We start from the raw sequence: 24,062 nt of genomic DNA, 5'->3' as shown, positions 1-24,062 counted from the left end.
TTTTTGCAATTAGTAAAAATCATTTAAATAGATTGATTTTAAAGCGAAACGAACAAAGATAAAAATTGTTTCGCAATTAATATAATTTTAACAGCAACGAGAATTTCCAACTCTATGAAATCGCAAGAGATTCGCTCTACTTTTTTAAACTTTTTTGAGAATAAAAGTCACCTAATTGTACCATCGGCTCCGATGGTTTTAAAGGATGATCCTACCTTAATGTTTGTCAATTCGGGAATGGCTCCTTTTAAGGAATACTTCTTAGGCAATACAGAACCCAAAAGTAGCCGAATTGCCGATTCCCAGAAATGTCTAAGAGTTTCAGGAAAACACAACGATCTGGAAGAAGTAGGGTATGATACCTACCATCATACGCTTTTTGAGATGTTGGGGAATTGGAGTTTTGGAGATTATTTTAAAAAAGAGGCTATTGCTTGGGCTTGGGAATTATTAACCGAAGTTTACAAGATAGATAAAGAGATTCTTTACGTTACTGTTTTTGAAGGAAATGAAGCTGAAGGCATCCCTATGGATCAAGAGGCCTATGATTTGTGGAAAGCTATCATACCTGAAGACAGAATCCTGTTAGGAAATAAGAAAGACAATTTTTGGGAAATGGGAGATCAAGGTCCTTGTGGTCCTTGTAGTGAGATTCATGTAGATATTCGTTCTGTAGAAGAAAAGGCTCAAAAATCTGGAAGAGAATTGGTGAATCAAGACCACCCACAAGTGGTAGAAATTTGGAATTTGGTATTCATGCAGTACAACCGAAAAGCCAATGGCTCTTTGGAAAATTTACCAAATAGGCATATTGATACCGGGATGGGATTTGAGCGCTTATGTATGGTGCTGCAGGGAAAACAAAGTAACTATGATACCGATGTTTTTACTCCGATAATAAGAGAGATAGAAACTATTTCTAGAGTAAATTATGGCAAGGATGAAAAAATTGATGTAGCAGTTCGGGTTATAGCAGATCATGTGAGAGCTGTTGCTTTTTCTATTGCCGACGGACAATTACCAAGTAACACTGGAGCTGGATATGTCATAAGAAGAATCCTTAGAAGAGCGATTCGATATAGCTTCACCTTTTTGGATCAAAAAGAGCCATTTATTTATAAGTTGATTGAAACGCTTTCAAATCAAATGGGAGAGGCTTTTCCAGAGATTAGAAAGCAGCGTGTATTAATAGAAAATGTCATACGAGAAGAGGAGCAATCCTTTTTGAGAACTTTAGATCAAGGATTGTTATTATTGGCGGGAGTGATTGAAACTTCAAAGGAAAAAACAATTTCTGGTAAAAAAGCTTTCGAATTGTACGACACCTATGGATTTCCTTTGGATTTAACACAATTAATTGCTCGTGAAAAAGGATATCAAGTAGATGTAGAGGCTTTTCAAACGGAGATGCAAAAACAAAAGGACCGATCTAGACAAGCTTCTGCTTCAGAAACTTCAGACTGGGTCATTTTGAAAGACGATGATGTGGAAGAATTTGTAGGTTATGACCGATTACAGGTAGATGTTCGCATTACTCGTTACCGAAAAGTGACTACAAAGAAAGATGGAGAGCAATATCAATTGGTTTTCAACCTGACACCTTTCTATCCAGAAGGAGGTGGACAAATAGGAGATAGAGGGCATATAGAAAGTTCTAATGGAGATGTGGTTTATATCATAGATACAAAAAAGGAAAACAATGTCATCATTCATTTTGTAAAGAACTTACCAAAGAATATAGAAGAAACCTTTAAAGCTGTGGTTAACGAGGAAGCTAGGAACTTAACGGCTTCTAATCATACAGCGACACATTTATTACATCAAGCATTGAGAAGTATTCTTGGGACTCATGTGGAGCAAAAAGGGTCTTTGGTGAAAGCTAAAGGTTTGCGTTTTGATTTTTCACACTTTTCAAAGGTCGAGAAAGATCAATTGCAGCAAATAGAAGATTTCGTTAATGCTCGAATAAGAGAAAATATTCCATTACAAGAACAACGTAATATTCCTATTCAAGAGGCTATTAATGAAGGAGCCATGGCATTATTTGGGGAGAAATATGGCGATAGTGTACGTACCATAAGATTCGGGAATTCAATAGAACTTTGTGGTGGAACCCATGTGCAAGAAACAGGTAAGATTTGGTACTTTAAGATTGTTTCTGAAAGCGCCGTAGCATCAGGAATTAGAAGGATTGAAGCTATTACAAATGCTGAGGTTGGGGATTATTTTATAGAAATTGATAGAGACTATCAATCATTAAAGGAGTTGCTAAAAAGTCCTAAAGATCCTGTGACTGTGGTTCAAGAGCTTCAAGAAGAAAACAATGCGCTTAAGAAAGAAATAGAAAACTTGTTGAAAGAAAAGGCCAAAAACTTGAAAGGAGACTTGCAACAGGAAATCACCGAAGTGAATGGAGTACAGTTCTTAGCCAAACAGGTGGATTTGGATGCAGCCGGAATCAAGGATTTAAGTTTTGAATTAGGCGGACAAATGGACAATCTTTTCTTGTTATTTGGTGCCGAGCAAAATGGAAAAGCGATGTTGTCATGCTATATTTCTAAAGAGTTGGTAGCAGATAAAGGTTTGAATGCAGGAACTATTGTAAGGGAGTTAGGAAAGTACATTCAAGGAGGCGGTGGCGGACAGCCATTCTTTGCTACAGCAGGAGGTAAAAACCCGGCGGGGATCAAAGAGGCATTGGATCAGGCCAAGACTTACTTAAATTGATACATTGAAATTTAGAACCGAAATAACTTTAAACAAAGAAAAGGAAGGTCTCATTGATTACGATTCCAAGCTTTTTTTAATCGGTTCTTGTTTTGTAGAAAATATAGGTTCAAAATTGAACTATTTTAAATTCCAGTCGGTACACAACCCGATTGGAATTTTTTTTCACCCGCTAGCCATTGAAAGGTTTGTTCAAAGGGTTGTTGACGACATTCCATACAAGTCTGAGGATATTTTTGAGATGGATGGCGTTTGGAAGTCATTTGAGGCCCACTCACAGATGAATGCTCTTGATCTGGAAGACTTACTCCAAAATTTAAATCAATCCCAGCAGAATACACTCAAAACTGTAAAGGAGGCTACCCATGTAGTCATCACTTTAGGAACAGCATGGGTATATGAACATCAAGCTTCTGAAAAAGTTGTGGCTAATTGCCATAAAGTACCTCAAAGGGAATTTAGAAAGAAGCTATTGTCTATAGAGGAGATAGTTTCAAGTTTAATGAAAATAACTTCATTGTTAAGACAGCTTAACCCAACTGTAAAGATCATTTTTACAGTTTCTCCTATCAGACATATTAAGGATGGTTTTGTTGAAAACACAAGAAGCAAAGCGCATCTTTTGGCAGCTATTCACCAAATAATTGATGATTTGGATTTATTCTATTTCCCCGCATATGAAATTATGATGGACGATTTAAGGGATTACCGTTATTATGCAGAGGATTTGGTTCATCCCAATAATATGGCTATCGACTACATTTGGAATCTGTTTCAAAAGGTATGGTTTTCGGAATCAACCGAACCCATTATGAAACGCGTGGATAAAATTCAAAAAGGCCTGCAACACAAACCGTTTAATCCTGAATCCGAATCTTACAAAGCTTTTCTTAGTCAATTGGAGAGAGAAAAGTTAGAACTACAGAAAGAAATTCCGTCTATACATTTTTAATAAATACGACATTTGTCGTATTGAATTTAATTTCAGTAGGTTGCATTTTTGCTGAACTATTAATCAAAACTTATTGAAATGAAAACATTTAAATTGACACTTATGCTATTTATGGCATTGGGTTTCGTAACGCTCACTTCTTGTAAAAAGGACGACGATGGCGGTGATCCGGGTGATACTCAAGCGGCATCAGGAACCATTACAGCAAAAATTAATGGAGAGAGTTTTACTTCGCTTGAGATAACCTCTTTTGCTACTGTACAATCGGGGGGAGGTAATACGGTTCTAGTAATGCAGGGAAACTCCTCATCTCAAGCAATCAATATGCAAATTAATTATTATGATGGAGTAGGTACCTATGATATAACTGATGAAAGTGTCTTTATCCTCGCTTCTTATATTGAGCCCAACACCCAGAATCCTGCTCAAAGTCAAACTTGGAGTGCTCCTTTTGATGCATCTGGGGTGGTTGGGGAAATTAATATTTCAGAAGAAACGGATGCTACCATAAAGGGGACTTTTCAATTTACAGCCAAAAACCCGAATGATGGATCAACTAGGGAAGTAACGGATGGTTCTTTCAATTTAAATAAGATGTAGTTATTTAATGATGTCAAAGGGGTTTTTTTAGCAATATTTAAAAAGAAAAAATAAGTGCAAAACCCTTAATCTTTTAGAACGAGTAGTTTGTCGATTAAATTACTAGGAATTGATATTTTTAACTATATTTAGGAAGCTATTAATCAATTTAATAAGAAAGACATCAGTAGAAAGATCATAAGATCTCCATTGATGTCTTTTTTTATATTACCATGACAAAGATTCCCCTTCTTTTCTGTTGTTTTTTTTTCTTAAGTTTTTCTTTGATTTCACAAAACCTGGATAGTCTTTATGCAGCCACAAAGGAAATGAAAAATGATTCGGTAAAAATTAGAGCCTTAAACAGAATTGCTTCTTCTTATCTCTTTAACGATGCTAAAAAAGCATTAGATATGATTGAAGAAGGTGAGCATCTCGCTAAGCAAAGCCAATTTATGTTTGGCTTGATAGAACTTACCAATACCCATGGAATCTATATGGATATTACAGGGAAAGCTGACTCGGCTAGATATTATTTTGAAAAGGCTTTGAAATTGAGCCGAGATCATCAATTCAAAAACATTGAGGTCATGTGTTTGAATAACTTAGGGATGTTCCATTGGAACCAAAGTCATTATAAGCAAGCGTTAAATTACTTTTTTCAGGCTTTGAAAATGTATGAAAATCAAGGGAGTGAAAGAGGTACAGCTGCGCCACTTAATAATATCGGATTGATTTATCAAGACATGAATTTGCCTGAAAAATCACTAGAGTATCACCAAAAAGCCTTGGAAATTAGGGAGAAATACAATTTAGAAAAAGAACAAGTAGCATCATTAAACAACATAGGGATAAATCTAAAAACCTTGGGTAGGTTTCATGAAGCGGTTATGGTTCTTGAAAAAGGTCTTAAGCTTGCCGACAAAAGCAACAATAAAATTGGCTATTATCAAATATTAGACAACTTGGCCAATGCTTATCAAGAACTTGGAGACTATAGCAAAGCCATAGATTTGTACTTTAAGGCATTAAATAAGCCTGAGAATTATGAGTTTGACGAAAGAGAAAATATTTCAATTTTAATGAATTTAGTTTCTCTTTTCAATTACAAAAATCAACCTAAGGAAGCTTTGAAATATTCCAAACAGGCTTTTGATCTCATAGATAAATACCCTGCTGAAAGCATTGCTAATGGAGAGTTATATTTAAATACAGCTGAAAGTTATTTCATGCTTCAGGATTTGGATCAGGCCAGACAGCTAACTAAAGAATATGTGGTTTTAAAGGATTCCCTTTTTTCTAAGGAAAATGCTAAAGAGTTTGCCAATTTGGAAGTGAAATATGACACCGAAAAGAAAGAGAAGCAAATACTAGTTCATAGGGCTGAACTAGCTGAGCAAAAGCTTACCATTCAAAACAAAAACTATCAGATTTACGGAGCCATTGCTGCAGCCATTTTATTGGGGGTAATTGGCTTTTTTATGTACAACCAACAAAAGCTTAAAAATATTCAGTTGGCTAAAGAAAGCGAACTTAAAAGTGCTCTTTTAAAAATTGAAACGCAAAACAAGTTACAAGAACAACGGTTGCGCATTTCAAGAGATCTTCATGATAATATAGGAGCACAATTGACCTTCATCATTTCATCTTTAGATAATTTAAAGTATGCCTATAATATCCAAGATAGTCGTCTTAAAGATAAGTTGGACGAAATTGGGCACTTTGCTTCAGATACGATCTTTGAATTGCGAGATACCATTTGGGCAATGAATAAGGAGTATATAACCATTGAAGACCTTCAGTCACGTATTATCAATTATTTGGAAAAAGCTAAAAAGGCTACCCAAGGCGTTCAATTTCATTTAGGACTTGCTCCAACGGTTGATAAATCGGATGTGTTCGACTCGATAAAAGGTATTGCTGTTTATCGAATGGTTCAGGAAAGTATTCATAATGCTTTAAAGCATGCCAATGCTTCTGAAATCATAATAGAAATTGATAAGCCTAAAAACTATCTGGTCACCATAAAGGATAACGGTCAAGGTTTTTCCATTGATGATGTAAACCGGGGAAATGGGCTGCATAACCTAGAAAAGCGTTCAGGAGACATTGGAGCTTCTTGCCAGATTGATTCTAAACCCGGAGTTGGCACTCAAATTACTTTAAGTTTACCACCTCATAATAGTTTAAGCAATGCCAGTTAAAATTGTTGTTGTAGATGATAATTCCTTTCTGATAAAGACGGTAAAAGAAAAATTGTCTTTTTTTGAAGATTTACTTTGTAAGTATACTGCAATACAAGGAGAAGATTTGTTGGAGAAACTTGAGAAAGACCATCTCGTCGATTTGATTTTAATGGATATTGAAATGCCACAGTTAAACGGTATTGAAGCTACCGCCCATGTGAAAAAGAAATACCCGCAGATTAAGATTATTATGCTTACCGTTTTTGATAATGACGAACATATTTTCAAGGCAATAAAAGCTGGGGCAGACGGCTATTTGTTGAAAGATATTAATGCTCAGGATTTACATGATGGTATTCTAGATACCATGAATGGAGGAGCAGCAATGAATCCTTCCATAGCTCTAAAGACCCTAAAGCTTCTTAGGGAGCCCATGGAACTGGAGGATGGCAATTGTCAAGAGGAAATCACTTTAACCAAAAGGGAGATAGATGTTTTAGAACAATTGAGTAAAGGATTAAGTTATATCCAAATATCAGATAATCTATTGATTTCTTCAGGAACCGTTAGAAAGCATATTGAAAATATTTACAAGAAGTTACAGGTTCATAACAAATTGGAGGCAGTTCAGAAGGCTAAAAACAACAAGTTGATTTAATTATTAATTAACCTTTCAGTAATATAAATATTCTATTTCATACTTATTTTTACACAGCTATTAATTTATCAAAGGGGTAAAAGCATTGGTTAGGCTTTGTTGTCGAAGCAACCAATGCTTTTTGTATTTTAGGGCTATGCGAAAAATCATATTGGGAGTTGTTATTGCCTTGGCAATTATTTTTGTTTTTAGGCAATGCGAAAACAAAAAGGAAGATCAGATTATACTACAGGAAAACTCCGATCTTATTTTGGAACAAATTAAGAATGTTGGTAAGCTGGTGGTTACCGAGGGTCACTTTAGTGATGTGTTTACCTATAAAAATTCAAAGGCGCTTTTTGGCGATTTGATCAGCGCAGAAAAAAAGGCATTGGTAGTAGTCAATGCCGATGTTACAATTGCTTATGATTTGAGTCAAATTGAATATGAATTGGATGAATCAACCAAAACATTGAGAATACTGAGCATTCCAAAGGAGGAAATAAAGGTCAATCCAGATTTTGAATATTACGATGTGCAAGCAGATTTTCTTAATCAGTTTGACGCCAAGGACTATAACCAGATTAAGAATAAGGTGAAAGTTTCCTTGATGAAGAAAATTGAAGCTTCCGATTTGAAGAAAAATGCCGAAAATAGATTGATAAGCGAGCTCTCCAAATTTTATATTCTTACCAATAGTTTGGGATGGACTTTGGAGTATAACGGCTCATCTATTAATGAAATAGAAGAACTTGAATTTTTGCCATTTTAAATCAAGCTAGAATATTTTATGTTTTGGTTTATCTACGGGAAAAACCTCATGATTATCATTTTTAAAAATCATTAAAAACTGTATATTCGGCTTTAAAATATTAAAACATTATGTCCAATCCATACGTTAATTTTTCTGTTTCGGAGCATGTTGGTACCATTGAGTTTTACCATCCATCCCATAATTCACTCCCCAGTGATTTATTGAAAAAATTACAGAATGCCATTTTGGATGCAGACAAGGATCCTGGTGTCAAGGTAATTGTTTTAAAAAGTGGTGGTGATAGAACGTTTTGTGCCGGGGCTAGTTTTGATGAGCTCAAACAGATTCAAACACCGGAGGAGGGATTGGCTTTCTTTTCTGGATTTGCCAATGTGATTAATGCTATGAGGCGATGTTCCAAGTTTATTTTGGTAAGAGCCCAAGGAAAAGCAGTAGGTGGTGGTGTTGGTATTTTAGCGGCCGCAGATTATTGTGTGGCTACCCAGCACGCCTCGATCAAATTAAGCGAATTGAGCATAGGGATAGGACCTTTCGTTATAGCTCCTGCAATTGAGCGAAAAATTGGGGTAGGAGCCTTATCTCAATTAAGCATGGATTGCAAAAATTTCTATTCGGCAGAGTGGTGTCTAGGGAAGGGTTTGTATTCTGAATGTTTTGAAGATGTAAAGGATATGGACCATACACTTGAAAAACTTGCTAAAAGCTTGTCTAGTTACCATACAGATGCCATGGCATCCATGAAACGGGCTTTGTGGTCTGGGACAGAACACTGGGACAACCTACTGATTGAACGGGCTAAAACCAGTGGTGAGTTGGTTCTTAGTGAAACGACAAAAAACTTCCTGAATAAATTTTAATTCAATACTCCAGATTTTTCAATAATGTCCAATCCGTCATCAATAAGATGACCTACCTGCGGTCTGTTGGATTTGATACCTTCCAAATGCTTTAAAATAGCTTCGCAGAGTTCCTGTTTGCTGGATTGGAATGCCAATTCATATAACTCTATTGGAAGCAACCAATCTTCTGGATGGTTTTCAATTAACTGTTCTAAAACTTTGTGTCTGGAAATAGTTTGGGTATTGCCTTCTCTGTAATCTCTAACCTGTTGATAAAGTATCTCTAGCTCTTCCTCTTTAGGAGTTTTTTTAATCTTAATCGTTTCTGTAGATGACTTGTGAGTCAATAAATCAAAACTATTGAAATCTGCTGGTCCCGAAAATGCTGAAACAACTTTCTTACCAACAGCCATATCGTAAATGCCCCATTCTGGTTGGAAAAGAATCTCTTCTTTGTACGATACGGTACAGTTTTCAAAGCTGATTAAAATAATTTTACCCTGTAAGTTTCTCTTTCCTGTAATGATATTTCCAGTGACTTTGACGCCGCCTTCAAATTCTAATGTAACACGCTCTCCTTCAAAAATGTTATAGGCCGTTAGATCTCTAGGGCTCATATCCTCGATAGATATATTGATGCCTTTAAGTTTTCCTATAGGAGAACCAAAGCCTCCATTATGATGATTTGTGCCATGTCCAACAAGTTGTTTTTCTCTGTAGGAGAGAGCTGTTTTTCCTGTTGTTTGAATATAAATAGGTTTGTCTTTGTGAGAAATTACATTTGAAAAAACGCCAGAAATTTGAAGACCAGTGCTTAATTCAATAGACCCTAGAGCTTCTGATTCAATAAGTTTATTGACTCCCGATAAACCTCCAGTTCGAAGTGCCATGGTATTTGCAAATTCTTCTAAAACCAAACTTAAATGGGCAAAATTGGAGGTCACAAACAATTGGGGTTGGGGTTTCGTAATGTCAAAACTTTGGTCTGCGGCTTTAATAGAATACGGAAGTTTTTTTACTTGGTCTGTCATACACCAAGTACTTTCGCCTATTGAAGAAAGTAATCCAGCGCCATAAATTTTTGGATTATCCAAAGTGCCTATCAATCCATACTCAACGGTCCACCAATGTAGGTTTCTTATTAAAGCCATTTCACTTGGTTTACCCATGTTTTCCTGAAGGTATTCAACATCGGCTTCAGCTTTTTGAATGTCCTCTTCTTTACTTCCTGGAGCTTCTTTCAATATGGAAAGGTATCTTACAGCCTCATAAAGTTCATAATCTTTGGCAGAAGAAATGGCTTTACAACCTATTTCTCCAAATCGTCTTAAATATTCGGCATATTCAGGATTTGCAATTATAGGGGCATGTCCCGCTCCTTCATGGATGATGTCTGGTGCTGGTGTGTATTCAATATGTTCCAATTGCCTGATGTCACTGGCAATTACCAGCACATTATAGGCCTGAAATTCCATAAACGCATTCGGAGGAATAAATCCATCTACTGCTACGGCTGCCCAACCAATTTCTTTAAGAATGCGGTTCATTCCATACATGTTAGGAATGTCATCAATAGAAATGCCAGTTTGTTTTAATCCGTCAACATATGATTTGTGAGCTACTTTACTCAAATAGTCCACATTCTTTCTCATCACATATCTCCAAACAGCTTGATTAATTGGGGTGTAATCATCATAGTTCTGTGGTTTGATGAATTGTTTTAAGTGCTTTGGAAGCCTATCTAAAATGTTATTGGATTCTATTGATTGTAATTCCATAATTCTTAAAAGTATCTGGGTAAAGTTACAAAATATTCAATTTTTTTGTTGGTATAAAGGAAAATAACCTATCTTCCTTTGTTTTGCAATTCATCTTGCCTATTTAACTATTTATAAGTCAAGGACGTAATTACTATTCGGATTTTCTTTGAGGAAAAATAATTTTAAAGAGTTTTATAATTTGTTAGATGAACTAATAAAGGAGATCAAAAAATGGGAGATATTGAATATTAGATACGTTTTTATTGGATAAAGTGAAAAGCTATGCTGTAAAAGGCATTTTTCATAGCTGAGGAAAAATAATTCAATTTAATTTGTATATTTAGCACTTAAATTAAAATTCTAATTAACTATTATTATATTATGAAAAAGGTCATTTCCTTATTTGGTTTTATGTTGCTTTTCTTTGTTGGAATGCAAACTACTGTAGCTCAAGATAAAAAAGTTGCTGCATCAGAAGATTTAATTGCACAGGCTAAACAAGATGCAATAGAATTGAGTAAAAAACTACATTTAAATGGTCAACAAGAAGAGTTGGTTCTTGAAGTGTTTGTTGAGGCTGCAAAGAATACAGGAGAGATAAAAAAAGCTAATCTAGAGCCAAAATTAGAGAAAGCTAGAATGGATGTCATTAATGAAAATCTAGATCTTAAGATGACTGATATCCTAACACCAGAACAATACAAGAAGTATCATTACATGGATATGCCTAAATAAAAAAAAAGCGACTTTAAGTCGCTTTTTTTTATGCTTTATTTTTTTTGTCCAGGAGGATATTGCATTAGGATTTCATGGACAAATTCAGAAATTCTTTCAATTTTCTTATCCATGTTTTGAGTCAGGTATCCACTTCCAACACCCTGCCAAACCAATTCTTTTCTTTGGGCATCAATAAGATCAACATATAAGGTTCCTTCGGTACTTGTTGATACAGAACTGTAAGAGTTCCAGTAATAAGGACTCCAGCCCCAACCATAACCATATGGTCCCCAGCCGTTGTTGTAAACATTCACTTGCTCTCTAGATTTGGTAAAAATGCTTATTAACAAATCGGGAGTTTCAGATTTGGTAAAGCCTTTGGCTAACATCTCGGTTTCAATGGCTCGAAGAATCCTTCGTTTGTCTAAATCGCTTATTTCGGCTTTATCAATACCTGGTTTGTAAAAGGCAAATGATTTATAATTGTCAAAATTTGCGTTTTTGTCATAATCCGTTGCCACCCTTACAGAGGTGCAAGAGGATACAGAGATTAACAAAAGTAATACTCCAAAAGTTCTTAAAGTGTTTTTCATAGCGTATGATTTAGTCCTTCTAATTTAGCAAATTTTCGTCAACTAAATTTGGTAAAGTTACGCTTAGTAATGGCTCGTTTTCCATGGCTCTTTGAATGGCTGTCATCGCACCATCATTTCTGGCCCAACTGCGTCTTGAAATACCATTGTTGACATCCCAGAAAAGCATTGATTTTAAGCGCTTTTCTGCGTCTAAAGTACCATCAAGAACCATGCCGAATCCGCCATTTATAACTTCACCCCATCCAACTCCACCACCGTTGTGTATACTCACCCATGTAGCGCCTCTAAAACTATCTCCAATAACATTGTGAATGGCCATATCGGCAGTAAATCGGGATCCGTCATAGATGTTGCTTGTTTCTCGGTAAGGAGAATCTGTACCTGAAACATCATGATGATCTCTTCCTAAAACAACGTAGCCTATTTCCCCATTGGCAATGGCATCGTTGAAAGCCTTTGCAATTCTCATACGACCCTCTGCATCGGCATAAAGAATTCTGGCTTGGGAACCAACAACAAGTTTGTTTTCCTGTGCACCTTTGATCCATTGAATATTATCTGCCATTTGTTGTTGGATGTCTTCTGGTGCTTGCTTCATTAAATCTTCCAAAACTTGACAAGCTAAAGCATCTGTTTTTTCCAGGTCTTCAGGTTTTCCTGAAGTGCAAACCCATCTGAATGGTCCGAATCCATAGTCAAAACACATGGGTCCCATGATATCTTGTACATAGCTAGGATACTTAAATTCACGACCTATAGTTGGATTTTCGGCCATAACATCTGCTCCGGCTCGGGAAGCTTCCAATAAAAAGGCATTTCCGTAATCAAAAAAATAGGTGCCTTTGGCTGTATGTTTATTGATAGCATTAGCATGACGACGTAGGCTTTCTTGCACTTTGTCTTTGAATAGTTCTGGCGTGCTTGCCATCATATTATTAGCTTCTTCAAAAGATAATCCCACTGGATAGTATCCTCCAGCCCATGGGTTGTGAAGGGACGTTTGGTCACTTCCTAAATCTATTTGAATGTTTTCGGTATCAAATTTTTCCCAAACATCAACGACATTGCCTAGATAGGCCAATGAAATGGTTTCTTCAGCTTTTTTTGCTTTTCGAACTCTGGTAACTAGATCATCTAAATTGGTAATGATTTCATCAATCCATCCTTGTTCATGTCTAATTCTGGTGATTTTAGGATTCACCTCCGCACAAACGGTGATGCAACCTGCAATATTTCCTGCCTTTGGTTGAGCACCGCTCATTCCGCCAAGACCAGAGGTAACAAAGAGGTGACCATTAGGTATTTTGTTTATTTTTCTGAATCCGTTTAAAACGGTAATTGTAGTTCCGTGAACAATACCCTGTGGACCGATGTACATATAACTCCCAGCTGTCATTTGTCCGTACTGGGTGACACCTAACGCATTGAATTTCTCCCAATCGTCCGGTTTAGAATAATTAGGTATCATCATTCCATTGGTAACTACAACCCTCGGAGCCTCTTTGTGAGAAGGGAACAAGCCCATTGGGTGGCCAGAATACATGACTAATGTTTGTTCATCGGTCATTTGAGCCAAATATTTCATGGTTAATAAGTATTGGGCCCAATTTTGAAAGACAGCACCATTACCACCATAGGTGATTAATTCATGTGGATGTTGAGCCACAGCATAGTCTAGGTTGTTTTGAATCATCAACATAATGGCTGCAGCCTGCTTGCTTTTTGCCGGGTATTCCTCTATAGGGCGAGCATACATTTTATAATTGGGACGGAATCTGTACATGTAAATTCGTCCATAGGTTTCTAGCTCTTCCTTAAATTCAGGTATTAATGCTTTATGATGTTTGGGCTCAAAATACCTAAGTGCATTTTTAAGTGCCAAGGTTTTTTCTTCTTGGGATAAAATTTCCTTTCGTTTAGGAGCGTGGTTTATTTGATTGTCGAATGGTTTTAGGGTAGGTAATTCACTAGGTATCCCCTGTAATATTTCTTCTTTAAATGTCATTGTTGCTTTAATTTAGTTAAACTTGTTTGGTGTGAAGTGTTCAAGAAAAACTAGGGGTAACGAATATCTACCCGGTGGTGGGTATTTGCAACTTTTTTGCGATATGTCATTAACAACCGATCCAAGGCTATTGAGAATTTGTCTTTTTGTTATATCCGTATGGGCAATGCCTACAGCCACTTTCACAACAATAACCTCTTTTTAAATGGTATTGTTCGGTAAAGCATCGGTAGCCTTCAGGGGTTAAATAATAATCGCCTTCCTCAATAGGAATTCTTTTTTTTATCATGTGGCAAAGATAATGTAATTTGGATTGATTTTAGTTTTCTGAAAATATGATTGTCATTTCAAAAAAATTGATACCAAAAGGCTATAGTGGTTTGACTATTTTTCCTTTTATCATTTTAAAATATCCCGAATTAAGAAATGACAAGGTATTGTTGCTTCATGAAAGGATCCACAAAATACAGCAATTGGAACTTTTTATTATTCCTTTTTATGTGTGGTATTTTTTGGAATTTACCATACGATTCTTCAAGTATAGAAATAAACGATTGGCCTATCGGAACATTTCGTTTGAAAGAGAAGCTTATTTAAACGAAACAGATCCTGACTATCTAAAATCAAGATCTGTTTGGGCCTTTTTAAAATATATTTAGTTGGTGTTTATTTTAAAATCACTTTTTGTGTTTTCTTAAATCCATTTTTAAGAGTTACGGAAACCAAATAGGAACCTGTTGAAAGATTTAAGGATTCTAACTTTACCTGAGAGGAGCTTAGAGCATTCTCTTGTATAAGGCGCTTTCCTGTGAGGTCTAAAATATGAATTTCTTCAATGGGACCTTGTGAGGAATTCACCAAAATATAACTGCCATTTGGAGCTTTTATTGAAATGGTGTTTTCCAACATAGATTCAGGTAAGCTAAGCGTTTCATTCGTGTATCTTAAAATGAATCGATCGTTGTAAATGCCCTCATCACTGTTAAAGCTGAAAGGAGCCATTCTTAAATCTGAAATAATTCCCGTATAAGTGTCTTCCAAATAAATGTTTTGGGTGGCGTCTTCAAAAAGTCCGTCCACATGATTTATGGAAATGGTATAATTTCCATTTTGAGGTAATTTGAGACCTAGGGGTACGGTGTCCAATTCATCAAATGGCACGCTTTTTCCTTGGATGGCCAAAGATTTATCTTCAACCAGTGAGTATAGTTCAAATTCAATTTTCACGCCTTGAGCAGGTGCATCATAAATGGGATCATAGCCATTTATAGCATTGGAAACATATCCCACTAAAATATTGGAGGTTGGTAAGCCAGGAGATGACAAGGATAGCCAAATGCGGTGCTTTTCATCAAAAGTTATGGATGCAGTGGAATTGCTATTAGTCTTGTAAAATTGTGAATTGTCATAAGTTTCATAGCTAACAGAGTCATACTCATATCGCATGCTGTTGTCAAAATTGGCAATTTCAGAGGTACTTCCATTATCTGTCATAAGTGTGAAAAATCCTTGACCGGCCGCGATAAATCCTTCAAAACCAAATTGGGTGCCTCCAGTGGCATTATATGTTAAATAATCTGCGGAATCATAATTGGAAGCATAATCTCCATAGAATGGATCATCTGTGGCTGTTGATGGATTAATGCCGTGGGTCCATAAATAAATAAAGGGTTCTAAATGCGTCGCGTTACTGGCAAGAAACTTATCGGCGCTAATGGCTGATGGGTATGGATTCCCCAAGAGGTTCCAGTTGTCGTCATCTTTTGTAACAGGAGTTGTGGTTGGTCCGTTGGTGTAATTAACTCCTGTATAAGTTCCTCTGGAAATGGGGACAGAAATATCCCCATTGTTTGGTGTTCCTATAAATTCTGTAGTAAAACTCGTGTTGGTTGGTGAATTTGAAATGTATCCCATTCCACTGGTCATGATTTCATTACCATTAATCCAATTTCCGAAATTACTGGTGTATGTTCCCCCATTGTTTACTGATGGAATCCATTTCCAAATAAGGCCCCCAGAAGGCAGATTTCCTGAGGAAAAATTAGCCACAGGAGCAGACCAATAGACATAATCTGTCGCATCATCCACATCTGCAATTCTCTTAAGGTGTATGTCACCTGAATTGGTGGTATTATTAATCTGAACCAAGTTGGCTCCATTTCGAACATCTAGCTCTAAAATAGAAGAATCGGTGTTGTCTTCAATGGCAATCCAATCCATGACGACTAAATTATTATTATCCAAAACATTTAGGTTTCCACTGTCTTTGATGGTCAAATTTTTTGCTAGAGCGGTATACAATACTGGTGGCATGGGAGTTGTTAAGAATGGAATGTTACTTTCGGAATCTTGGATTATTACGCAATTCGTCTCATCAGGAACTCCGTAAGGAGCCCAATTGTTAGCTTCATTCCAGTTGCTATTATCCGTGCCTTTCCATACCTTGGTTTTATTGGAAATGATGACATCTTTACTGATGTCACAGCCGTTATTAAGAGTGGCAATGGCTGTAAATGTAAAATCTTCCAATTCCAGTTGAGCAATGGTTGGCTTTACATACACGGTTCCAATGGTAGTTCCAGGAACATAAGGAATAGTAGCTGCTGCATCGGTATAGGCATCCACGGAAGGTGTTCCAGACCATGTGAAAGATGGTGTTAGCGGTCTGGAGCCATAAAGCTCGATATTATCTATGGCTACACCATCCCCCCATTCAGAGTAGTAGTAAATTCGAAATCTTAAGTTTGGTTCATTTATGTAGCTTGATAAATCATAGGTTAAATGAGAGAATTGCGTTCCGTATCCGATGTCATCCGTTATATTTGCTACAATGTTGGGCCATGTATTACCACCATCTGTGGATATTTCCAAATTAACCTCTTCTGGAACTGATAGGTTGTATCTTGAAAAATACATATCTAACTCTAGGGTCAAATTGGTGAAAGTGGAGGAGTCCAATGCATCAGAAACTAATTCGTTTTCTGTGTAATCCCCTGAATCCGCTACACTTATTACGAAGCTATTTGTTCCAAACCCAGAGGAAATGGCAGGATACCACACATATCCATTAGGAACATATGTGCTAGCTTGGACTTGCCAAGTGGAAATATCATCAGCAGGTGAACCGTTTGTGATTATATTATTTTGAGAAAAGGTACCAAAACCACTTTCAAAATCTTCATCAATGAGGTAGGCAATTTCAGTATCGCCTGTTGCCGAGATCTCTATAATATCATTTTCACCGCAGATTTCTGGTGTTTCAGGTACAAAGCTTAAAGTTGTGACAGGGTTGATGGTACCAATGATTTCTAGTCTTCTCACTGATTCACAGGTACCATTGGTGGCCGTAACCCAATAGCTGGTAGTGGCACTAATGAATGGTGACCAAGTACCACTATTGGTAGTGGCTAAAAGGTTGCCACCAGTCTCAGCGTCATACCATTTAAATTGAGTGGTATCTGAAGATCCAGTAACTGTTAAATCTACATTGCCCTCCCCGCAGGTTGTACCATCGGTAATACTTGTTATCTGTGAGGAACAATTTTCAATAACTGTAAATAGATAGTCTTCGGCTTCACCTAAGTTATTTACCCCATTAGAAAATCCAAAGTTTTGACATGCTGTGTAATTGTAAGCTCCAAAAACCTCAGAACCACTATTTTGTTCCCTTCTTAGATATCTTATTCTAATTCTATAATTACCAATTCCTTGGTTGCTAGGAATTGTAAAACCAAATGATGTTGATGCTGTGACTACTACCCCTGAATCGTAAACAATTTCACTATTGTCATTTGCAAAAAACCCATCCTTATTCCAATCTACCCATGCTTTCCATCTTCCTCTGCCAGTACTTGTTCCTACCGAAACATTTATTCCTTCTCCTTGGGCTTGTATACACGGGGTGGTAGAAGTGAAATCTTGATATCCTGGGGTAGTGTTTGAGAAAGTACTTGAGTTTGAGGTGTAATTCAAAGAGCTGATAAACTCAACGTCTTCAATGTAATGATCTTCATTCTCTGGAGTTGTAGTTGTAGGGGTGCAGTAACTTGAATTGGTGGTCGTTACACTCCCAGATAACGGATTAGTTGTAAAATATAAAGGTCCTCCAGTGCAGTCCGAATTAAACGAGAAAACATAGACGTAATAGGTGGTGTTCTGGGTTAAACCTGTGGCGGTGAAGTTGGTACTACCATCAATATCCACTACAGTGGCAGTTCCAATGGAGTCTCCTATATTGTAATTAACCCCATCAACAGGTGTTGGGGGAGTAGCCGACGTACTGATTACAACCAAATAATTATCTGGTTCTGGGGAAGGGGCGGTAAATGAACCATATGCCGAATCACCTGTGGCCGATAAGGTTAAGGTTGTGGGTTGCTGAGAAGGTGTAGCGCAAGCGGGTAATGGTGTTCCTTTAACTTCAATATCATCAATAGTAAATGCAGGATAATTTCCCGTAGAGTTATCATTATTCCAGCCAAACCCCAAATAGAAACTTTGTCCGTCAACCACAGATAAATCAAGATTGGTTACACTTTGAGTCGTATTTTGTCCTTCGTACTCTCCGGGTAATACGGCCCAAGTGCTACCATCAAAGGAGTAGAGTACCGAACCATAATCAAAGTTAGCCTCACCTTGGCAAATCCAATTGAAATCTAACGTAACCGATTCAAAGTTGGTCGCATCGATGGGGGTTGTGAAATATACTAAGGTTGCAGCTACCTTGTTGGCTTTGTATTGAGGCATGGTTCCAGAAGTAGCTGGATTATTAACACTTACTGCCATAGAATATGATCCAGAAATCACATTACATCTTGTGTTGTCAAATACCCAGAAGTAATTGTCATTGGTGGCTGGTGTGGTAGTAAATTGACCATTCTGCCATCCAAGATATGGACTTGCTTGATTTTCTGGTCCAGAGGCTGCTTCAAAGTCTTCAAAAAAAAGCGTGGTTTGTGCTTGAACAAAATAACCTGATAAAAGAAGGAGGGTATAGATGAAATGTTTGAATGCTTTGCAACAATTTTCCTGTAAGTAATTTTTTTTCATATGCCAATCTAGGCAACCCAAATCGGGTTGCTATTTATTAATTATTCTTAGGATACCAAAGAAATAAGTTGGCGTATTAGTGGTTTGGAAGATTCGAGAGGGTAATTGGTAAAAGTATATTAAACTAATGTAAATATATTAATATTTGTTTTAAAAATGTTAAATCGCTGTGCATTGTTGAATATTGTAAAAAATAGGTAGAATATTTTTTAATTTCCCAATATTTTGAACGTCTATTTGTTTGATTTTTATGAATTTGTCTTTTAATTCTGTTGAAAACCAATTTGTTGGTAGTTTTTTAGGAGGGATTTCTGTTACAATAAAACGGGAGGATCGCATTCATCCTATGATTTCAGGGAATAAATATCGAAAATTGAAGTATAACCTTTTGGAAGCTCGAGAAATGGGATGTTCTAAACTACTGACATTTGGAGGAGCATTTTCAAATCATATTGCTGCCGTGGCTGCAGCAGGTAACGAATTTGGTTTTGAAACCATAGGGATTATTCGGGGAGAAGAATTGGAATCAAAGATTCCAGATAATCCTACTTTATCATATTCAGCTTCACAGGGGATAACCTTTAAATTTGTCACACGGTCTCAGTATCGTCTGAAAGGGGAGGCACATTTCATTAACAATTTAAGAGAAGAGTTTGGATCCTTTTATTTGATTCCAGAAGGAGGAACAAATAATTTAGCAGTTCAGGGGTGTGAAGAGATATTGGCGCAGGTTGATCAAGAAATGAATTATATCTGTTGTGCTGTGGGTACGGGAGGAACCATTTCGGGTTTAATAAATGCTTCAAATAAAGATCAAATGGTTTTGGGATTTCCCGCTTTGAAAGGTGATTTTTTGTCGGAGGATATTCGTAAGTTTGCAACCCAAGACCAATGGAAATTAATTACAGATTATCATTTTGGCGGTTATGGTAAAATAAATCAGGAATTGATCGGTTTTATTAATGAGTTCAAAATGAAATATCAAATACGCTTAGATCCCATTTATACCGGGAAAATGATGTTTGGTATTTTTGATTTGATTAAGAAGGGTTTTTTTCCAAAAGGGTCGCAAATTTTGGCAATTCATACTGGAGGCCTACAAGGCATTGAAGGAATGAACCAAAAGTTGAAGCAAAAAAATCTACCATTAATAAAATAATTACATGAGAAAGATAGTATTTCTTTGTTTACTAAGTGTTTTGGTGTTTAACTGTGGTTCCAAGAAAAAGGCTGCTTCGGTAAAAACAAAGAAGGAGCGTGTTGTGAGAAATCAAAATACTAGATCTGCAACCTCAAGCACACAGCCGAAATCAAATAATACGGCGCCCACTACGACTCCTAATACCTCAAGTTCTTCTAGTTCGCCAACCGTTGCATATATCAATTTATACCATGCAGTGGCTATGGAGGAAATGAAACTTTATGGGATACCTGCAAGTATTACTCTAGCTCAAGGTATTTTGGAATCTGGTTCAGGAAAGGGAAGGTTGTCTGTTGAGGCCAATAATCACTTCGGAATAAAGTGCCATGATTGGACAGGTGCAAAAATTTATCATGATGACGATCGATCACAAGAATGTTTCAGAAAATATAATGATGCCAAATATTCATTTAGGGACCATTCTTTGTTTTTAAAGGAACGAAAGCGTTATTATAAATTGTTTGAATTAGACCCAGACGATTATAGAGGATGGGCCAAAGAACTAAGAGCTGCTGGCTATGCAACTGACAGACGTTATCCCGAAAAATTAATAGACTTGATTGAGCGTTATCAGCTCCATCAATATGATGATCAAGTGTTAGGTAATCCTGCCAGTCGCAACAGAATAAGAACTGTTACGTCAACTAATGTTCCAACATCCGTTGATAATTTTGGAAACACCTATACGGTCCAAAAGGGAGATACATTATATTCCATATCCAAGAAACATAATCTTACCGTGGAGCAGTTGAGAAAAATGAACGGATTAAAAAATAATGATTTGCAAATTGGCCAAGTTCTTTCGGTCAAATAAAAAATACCAATATGTTATATAAACGCAGCAGTGAATTGTTTGCTAATGCAGAAAAGGTTATTCCTGGAGGAGTAAATTCTCCTGTGAGGGCATTTAAAGCGGTGGGAGGTACACCACTTTTCATAAATAAAGCCAAGGGCGCATACCTTTATGATGAAGATGGAAACCAGTTAATAGATTATATCAATTCTTGGGGACCGATGATTTTGGGACATGCCTATCAACCTGTTGTAGATGCCGTTATTGAAAAAACCAAACTAGGTACTTCTTTTGGGACTCCAACGGAAATTGAAACTAAGATTGCCGAATTAGCCGTTTCCATGGTTCCTAACATTGACAAAATAAGATTTGTCAACTCTGGCACAGAAGCATGTATGAGTGCCGTCAGATTGGCTCGCGGTTATACGGGTAAAGATAAAATTATCAAGTTTGCTGGTTGCTATCATGGACACAGTGATTCCTTTTTAATCCAAGCCGGAAGTGGCGCGGTTACTTTTGGGAGTCCAAATAGTCCTGGTGTGACTAAAGGAACCGCTCAAGATACGCTGTTAGCGCGATATAATGATATCGCCCATGTTGAAGAGATTGTTTCTGCTAACTCTGGTGATATCGCATGTATTATTTTAGAGCCAGTGGCCGGTAACATGGGATGTATTCCACCCAAAGAGGAATTTCTTAAAGGGTTAAGAGCTCTATGTGATAAAGAAAATATTTTATTGATATTTGATGAGGTGATGACCGGTTTTAGGTTGGCTTCAGGAGGTGCTCAAGAGCTGTTTGATATTTCCGCAGACATTGTTTGTTTTGGAAAAGTAATAGGAGGTGGTTTGCCAGTGGGTGCGTTTGCAGCTAGAAATGAGATTATGAATCACTTAGCGCCTTTAGGGCCTGTTTATCAAGCTGGGACTTTAAGCGGTAATCCATTGGCTATGGCTGCTGGACTGGCTATGTTGACAGCCTTGAATGAGGATAAGGAAGTGTTTCAACGTTTGGAAGAAAAGACCTCCTATCTTGAAAGAGGGCTGCGAGATGTATTAGAAAGAAATGAAGTTGTTCATCAAATCAATAGGGTAGGTTCAATGATTTCTGTGCATTTCTGCGATAACGAGGTGTATGACTTTGATAGTGCCGCCCATGGTAACAATGAGTCTTTTAAAGCCTTCTTTCATGGTATGTTGGATCAAGGAATATACATTGCCCCAAGTGCTTTTGAAACTTGGTTTATTACCGATGCACTTTCATATGAAGATTTGGATAAAACCATAGCGGCATGTGATGTGGTGAGTAAAAAAATGAAATAAAAAAAAGCCTTGAATCTCAAGGCTTTTTTTCAATAGGTTAAGGTCTTCTTTTCTGCATTTTTTTGTTTCCTGACATTTTTTGACCTCTGTCTGCCATTCTGTTGCGTCTTTGTTCCATTTGGGTTTCCCATTTGGTATATTGATCCTCATTTAAGATGGACTTCATTTGTTTTTTTATTTCAATTTGTCTGTCAAGTCTTTCATTCTCTCGAGCCAAACGCTGTTCTTTTGTTGGTTTTTCACCTGATCCTCTCATTTTTTGGAATTCTTCCATCCTTACCTTTCTATTTTTTGCATTTTCAAGATGGATGGCTTGAACTTTCTTTTGTTGCGCTTCAGTAAGGTCTAATGCCAAAGTCATTTTTTTAGTCTGGATTTCGGCTTGTTCTTCTGGCGTATAATCTGCCATTTTATTCATGCGTCTCTCTTGGGCGGACATGGTCTGTATAGCTAAAAAGGCCATGACCATAAACAATAATTTTTTCATAGTGTTTAAATGTTTCTGTTTGGTATTAAGACCTCTAAAAAGAAAATTGGTTTAATCTCTGTGGGAAAATTAACATCAGATTAACGGTTGTTTATCTTCTTTGAATTTTGGTGGTCAAAGTAGGTCTTGTAAATGAATTCTCCCAAAAGGCAGGAGGCTATTATAGTAACTGAAATGACAACACCTATAAAATTATCCTTGAACTGTTGCGTTATCAATGTGATGCTAGCTATGAGGCAAAATAGGAACCCAATAATATGAATGAATTTTGAACCATTGATTTTATTAGATAATTTAAATCCTACAAAATTGACCGTGGCAAATATGAGTAGAAACCCTATGCTTCCAGCTGTTGAGATGCTCTCAAGGTTGAGTGTGTTGGTTAGGATCAAATTTAAAATGGCTGTAATTAAAAGTCCGATGGGATGGTTATAGAAGCTGTCTGTTAAGCTATGTGGTAATTCATCATCTTCAGCTATTTCATAACTTACCCTACTACCGCCATATAAAGACGCATTTATGGCTGAAAAGGTTGAAATCATGGCAGCAATCGTGATGACTGTAAATCCAACTTGACCTAAAACTGGTTTGGCTGCCTCAGCTAATACATACTCTTCTGCCTTTTTGATGGTTTCAAAGGAAAGAGAGCCTACAGTAACAATAGCAATAATTATATATAGTAGAATAACGAAAATGACGGAATAAAAATAAGCTTTCGAAATATTCTTATCGGGGTCTTTAATATCGGGAGCAGCATTAGCAATAAGTTCAAAACCTTCATAGGCCACAAATATGACCATCCCTCCTGTAAGTAACTGTAAAGGCGTTTCCCAATTCGTTACTTGAAGTTGCTCCAAATGGGGATTTCCTCCCAAACCGTAAATTCCAACTCCTACAAAACCCAGTAAAATAATTAGTTTAATGATGACTGAGTAAGACTCAATTTTGCTTACTACTTTAATGCTGTAGTAATTGATCGCTGTTGCTAAAATGATAATAGCACTGGCATAAATATGAAAATCAATGGTCTTGTTGACTAAAGGAAGTAAATTTTGTGCATAGGAGCCAAAGGCCGAAGCATACAATGACAGCATGATGATGTAACTCACCCAGAGCAAGTTGTTAATACTTCCGCTGAATATAGTTTTTCCAAATCCCTCATTGATAAACCGAACCGTACCGCCGCGATCGGGGAATTTTTTCGTCAGTTTTACATAACTGTAAGATGTTAAAAGCGCAATTATTCCTGCTATTAGAAATGCTATAGGCGTTCCGCCTTTAGCCAGAGAAACGGCTAGCCCGAGGACAGCGAAAATACCACCTCCTACCATACCTCCAATGCCTATTGAAATGGCTTCTTTGAGACCGATTGTTTTGTTAGAATTTGAAATAGTTTAAGATTTTAAATTAATATTTCATTTGAACCTGTTTCATGTT

19 protein-coding genes are annotated in these 24,062 nt (G+C 36.9%); 12 read left to right on the top strand and 7 right to left on the bottom strand.

The features are described 5' to 3' along the window. Positions 1-114 precede the first annotated feature (114 nt). The 7 genes from alaS (at position 115) to LOK78_RS12555 (ending at position 8,713) form a co-directional block, all read left to right on the top strand. Positions 115-2,727, top strand: coding sequence for an alanine--tRNA ligase (gene alaS, locus LOK78_RS12585; protein WP_232635143.1), 2,613 nt, complete (start codon positions 115-117; stop codon positions 2,725-2,727). Positions 2,728-2,731: 4 nt separating this feature from the next. Beyond that, a complete protein-coding gene (locus LOK78_RS12580) occupies positions 2,732-3,679 on the top strand; it encodes a GSCFA domain-containing protein (RefSeq protein WP_232635142.1) in 948 nt (315 codons plus the stop codon). Positions 3,680-3,757: 78 nt separating this feature from the next. Beyond that, positions 3,758-4,279 (top strand): Riean_0653 family protein, encoded by a 522-nt coding sequence (locus LOK78_RS12575; RefSeq protein ID WP_053970196.1) that lies wholly within the window; start codon positions 3,758-3,760, stop codon positions 4,277-4,279. 263 nt (positions 4,280-4,542) lie between these two features. Then, positions 4,543-6,462, top strand: coding sequence for a tetratricopeptide repeat-containing sensor histidine kinase (locus tag LOK78_RS12570; protein WP_232635141.1), 1,920 nt, complete (start codon positions 4,543-4,545; stop codon positions 6,460-6,462). After that, positions 6,452-7,102, top strand: coding sequence for a response regulator (locus LOK78_RS12565; protein WP_166961201.1), 651 nt, complete (start codon positions 6,452-6,454; stop codon positions 7,100-7,102). The genes LOK78_RS12570 and LOK78_RS12565 overlap by 11 nt, the downstream gene beginning before the upstream one ends. Before the next feature lie 136 nt (positions 7,103-7,238). Next, the gene (locus LOK78_RS12560) at positions 7,239-7,853 is read left to right on the top strand and encodes a DUF4230 domain-containing protein (protein ID WP_232635140.1); all 615 of its coding nucleotides are present in this window, start codon (positions 7,239-7,241) and stop codon (positions 7,851-7,853) included. A 110-nt stretch (positions 7,854-7,963) separates the two neighbouring features. Next, on the top strand, positions 7,964-8,713 hold the full coding sequence (locus tag LOK78_RS12555) for an enoyl-CoA hydratase/isomerase family protein (protein WP_232635139.1): 750 nt from the start codon (positions 7,964-7,966) through the stop codon (positions 8,711-8,713). Here the strand turns inward: LOK78_RS12555 and LOK78_RS12550 are convergent. Further along, the gene (locus LOK78_RS12550; RefSeq protein WP_232635138.1) at positions 8,710-10,473 is read right to left on the bottom strand and encodes an aromatic amino acid hydroxylase; all 1,764 of its coding nucleotides are present in this window, start codon (positions 10,471-10,473) and stop codon (positions 8,710-8,712) included. The genes LOK78_RS12555 and LOK78_RS12550 overlap by 4 nt on opposite strands. A 363-nt stretch (positions 10,474-10,836) precedes the next feature. On the opposite strand from LOK78_RS12550, the gene LOK78_RS12545 reads away from it, so the two are divergent. Then, positions 10,837-11,190, top strand: coding sequence for a hypothetical protein (locus tag LOK78_RS12545; protein WP_157492040.1), 354 nt, complete (start codon positions 10,837-10,839; stop codon positions 11,188-11,190). Between the two features lie 35 nt (positions 11,191-11,225). Here LOK78_RS12545 and LOK78_RS12540 read toward each other — a convergent pair whose 3' ends face one another. From LOK78_RS12540 to LOK78_RS12530, 3 genes are all read right to left on the bottom strand, one after another. After that, the gene (locus LOK78_RS12540; protein WP_053970189.1) at positions 11,226-11,765 is read right to left on the bottom strand and encodes a DUF4136 domain-containing protein; all 540 of its coding nucleotides are present in this window, start codon (positions 11,763-11,765) and stop codon (positions 11,226-11,228) included. A gap of 19 nt (positions 11,766-11,784) precedes the next feature. Then, on the bottom strand, positions 11,785-13,773 hold the full coding sequence (gene hutU, locus LOK78_RS12535; RefSeq protein ID WP_232635137.1) for a urocanate hydratase: 1,989 nt from the start codon (positions 13,771-13,773) through the stop codon (positions 11,785-11,787). A 127-nt stretch (positions 13,774-13,900) separates the two neighbouring features. Further along, positions 13,901-14,059: a C1orf53 family protein gene (locus LOK78_RS12530; RefSeq protein WP_232395455.1), complete on the bottom strand. Its 159-nt coding sequence runs from the start codon at positions 14,057-14,059 to the stop codon at positions 13,901-13,903. A gap of 49 nt (positions 14,060-14,108) precedes the next feature. On the opposite strand from LOK78_RS12530, the gene LOK78_RS12525 reads away from it, so the two are divergent. After that, positions 14,109-14,432, top strand: coding sequence for a hypothetical protein (locus LOK78_RS12525; protein ID WP_232635136.1), 324 nt, complete (start codon positions 14,109-14,111; stop codon positions 14,430-14,432). A 7-nt stretch (positions 14,433-14,439) separates the two neighbouring features. Here LOK78_RS12525 and LOK78_RS12520 read toward each other — a convergent pair whose 3' ends face one another. Beyond that, the gene (locus LOK78_RS12520) at positions 14,440-18,822 is read right to left on the bottom strand and encodes a RemA C-terminal-like gliding motility protein (RefSeq protein ID WP_232635135.1); all 4,383 of its coding nucleotides are present in this window, start codon (positions 18,820-18,822) and stop codon (positions 14,440-14,442) included. A gap of 250 nt (positions 18,823-19,072) precedes the next feature. On the opposite strand from LOK78_RS12520, the gene LOK78_RS12515 reads away from it, so the two are divergent. Genes LOK78_RS12515 through hemL form a run of 3 tightly spaced genes read left to right on the top strand, consistent with a single transcriptional unit; the run spans position 19,073 to position 22,138 of the window. After that, a complete protein-coding gene (locus LOK78_RS12515; protein WP_232635134.1) occupies positions 19,073-19,981 on the top strand; it encodes a 1-aminocyclopropane-1-carboxylate deaminase/D-cysteine desulfhydrase in 909 nt (302 codons plus the stop codon). Between the two features lie 4 nt (positions 19,982-19,985). Next, positions 19,986-20,837 (top strand): glucosaminidase domain-containing protein, encoded by an 852-nt coding sequence (locus tag LOK78_RS12510; protein ID WP_232635133.1) that lies wholly within the window; start codon positions 19,986-19,988, stop codon positions 20,835-20,837. A gap of 11 nt (positions 20,838-20,848) precedes the next feature. Continuing rightward, a complete protein-coding gene (gene hemL / locus LOK78_RS12505; RefSeq protein ID WP_232635132.1) occupies positions 20,849-22,138 on the top strand; it encodes a glutamate-1-semialdehyde 2,1-aminomutase in 1,290 nt (429 codons plus the stop codon). Between the two features lie 37 nt (positions 22,139-22,175). On the opposite strand, the gene LOK78_RS12500 is transcribed toward hemL, so the two are convergent. Beyond that, positions 22,176-22,625, bottom strand: a complete 450-nt coding sequence (locus LOK78_RS12500; RefSeq protein WP_053970182.1) for a DUF4890 domain-containing protein — start codon at positions 22,623-22,625, stop codon at positions 22,176-22,178. Positions 22,626-22,705: 80 nt separating this feature from the next. After that, positions 22,706-24,016: an APC family permease gene (locus LOK78_RS12495; protein ID WP_336246336.1), complete on the bottom strand. Its 1,311-nt coding sequence runs from the start codon at positions 24,014-24,016 to the stop codon at positions 22,706-22,708. Positions 24,017-24,062: the final 46 nt, after the last annotated feature.

This window comes from Mangrovimonas futianensis, from assembly GCF_021245805.1.
GTDB lineage: Bacteria > Bacteroidota > Bacteroidia > Flavobacteriales > Flavobacteriaceae > Mangrovimonas > Mangrovimonas futianensis.
Note: the sequence above shows the minus strand (reverse complement) of the source record. Positions and strands in the feature narration are given on the sequence as shown.

What these genes read in the sequence shown, in the direction of transcription:
- alaS (WP_232635143.1), top strand. Translation starts at nt 115, where the DNA reads ATGAAATCGCAAGAGATTCGCTCTACTTTTTTAAACTTTTTTGAGAAT.
- LOK78_RS12575 (WP_053970196.1), top strand. Translation starts at nt 3,758, where the DNA reads ATGAAAACATTTAAATTGACACTTATGCTATTTATGGCATTGGGTTTC.
- LOK78_RS12565 (WP_166961201.1), top strand. Translation starts at nt 6,452, where the DNA reads ATGCCAGTTAAAATTGTTGTTGTAGATGATAATTCCTTTCTGATAAAG.
- LOK78_RS12560 (WP_232635140.1), top strand. Translation starts at nt 7,239, where the DNA reads ATGCGAAAAATCATATTGGGAGTTGTTATTGCCTTGGCAATTATTTTT.
- LOK78_RS12555 (WP_232635139.1), top strand. Translation starts at nt 7,964, where the DNA reads ATGTCCAATCCATACGTTAATTTTTCTGTTTCGGAGCATGTTGGTACC.
- LOK78_RS12550 (WP_232635138.1), bottom strand. Translation starts at nt 10,473, where the DNA reads ATGGAATTACAATCAATAGAATCCAATAACATTTTAGATAGGCTTCCA.
- LOK78_RS12545 (WP_157492040.1), top strand. Translation starts at nt 10,837, where the DNA reads ATGAAAAAGGTCATTTCCTTATTTGGTTTTATGTTGCTTTTCTTTGTT.
- LOK78_RS12540 (WP_053970189.1), bottom strand. Translation starts at nt 11,765, where the DNA reads ATGAAAAACACTTTAAGAACTTTTGGAGTATTACTTTTGTTAATCTCT.
- hutU (WP_232635137.1), bottom strand. Translation starts at nt 13,773, where the DNA reads ATGACATTTAAAGAAGAAATATTACAGGGGATACCTAGTGAATTACCT.
- LOK78_RS12525 (WP_232635136.1), top strand. Translation starts at nt 14,109, where the DNA reads ATGATTGTCATTTCAAAAAAATTGATACCAAAAGGCTATAGTGGTTTG.
- LOK78_RS12520 (WP_232635135.1), bottom strand. Translation starts at nt 18,822, where the DNA reads ATGAAAAAAAATTACTTACAGGAAAATTGTTGCAAAGCATTCAAACAT.
- LOK78_RS12515 (WP_232635134.1), top strand. Translation starts at nt 19,073, where the DNA reads ATGAATTTGTCTTTTAATTCTGTTGAAAACCAATTTGTTGGTAGTTTT.
- LOK78_RS12510 (WP_232635133.1), top strand. Translation starts at nt 19,986, where the DNA reads ATGAGAAAGATAGTATTTCTTTGTTTACTAAGTGTTTTGGTGTTTAAC.
- hemL (WP_232635132.1), top strand. Translation starts at nt 20,849, where the DNA reads ATGTTATATAAACGCAGCAGTGAATTGTTTGCTAATGCAGAAAAGGTT.
- LOK78_RS12500 (WP_053970182.1), bottom strand. Translation starts at nt 22,625, where the DNA reads ATGAAAAAATTATTGTTTATGGTCATGGCCTTTTTAGCTATACAGACC.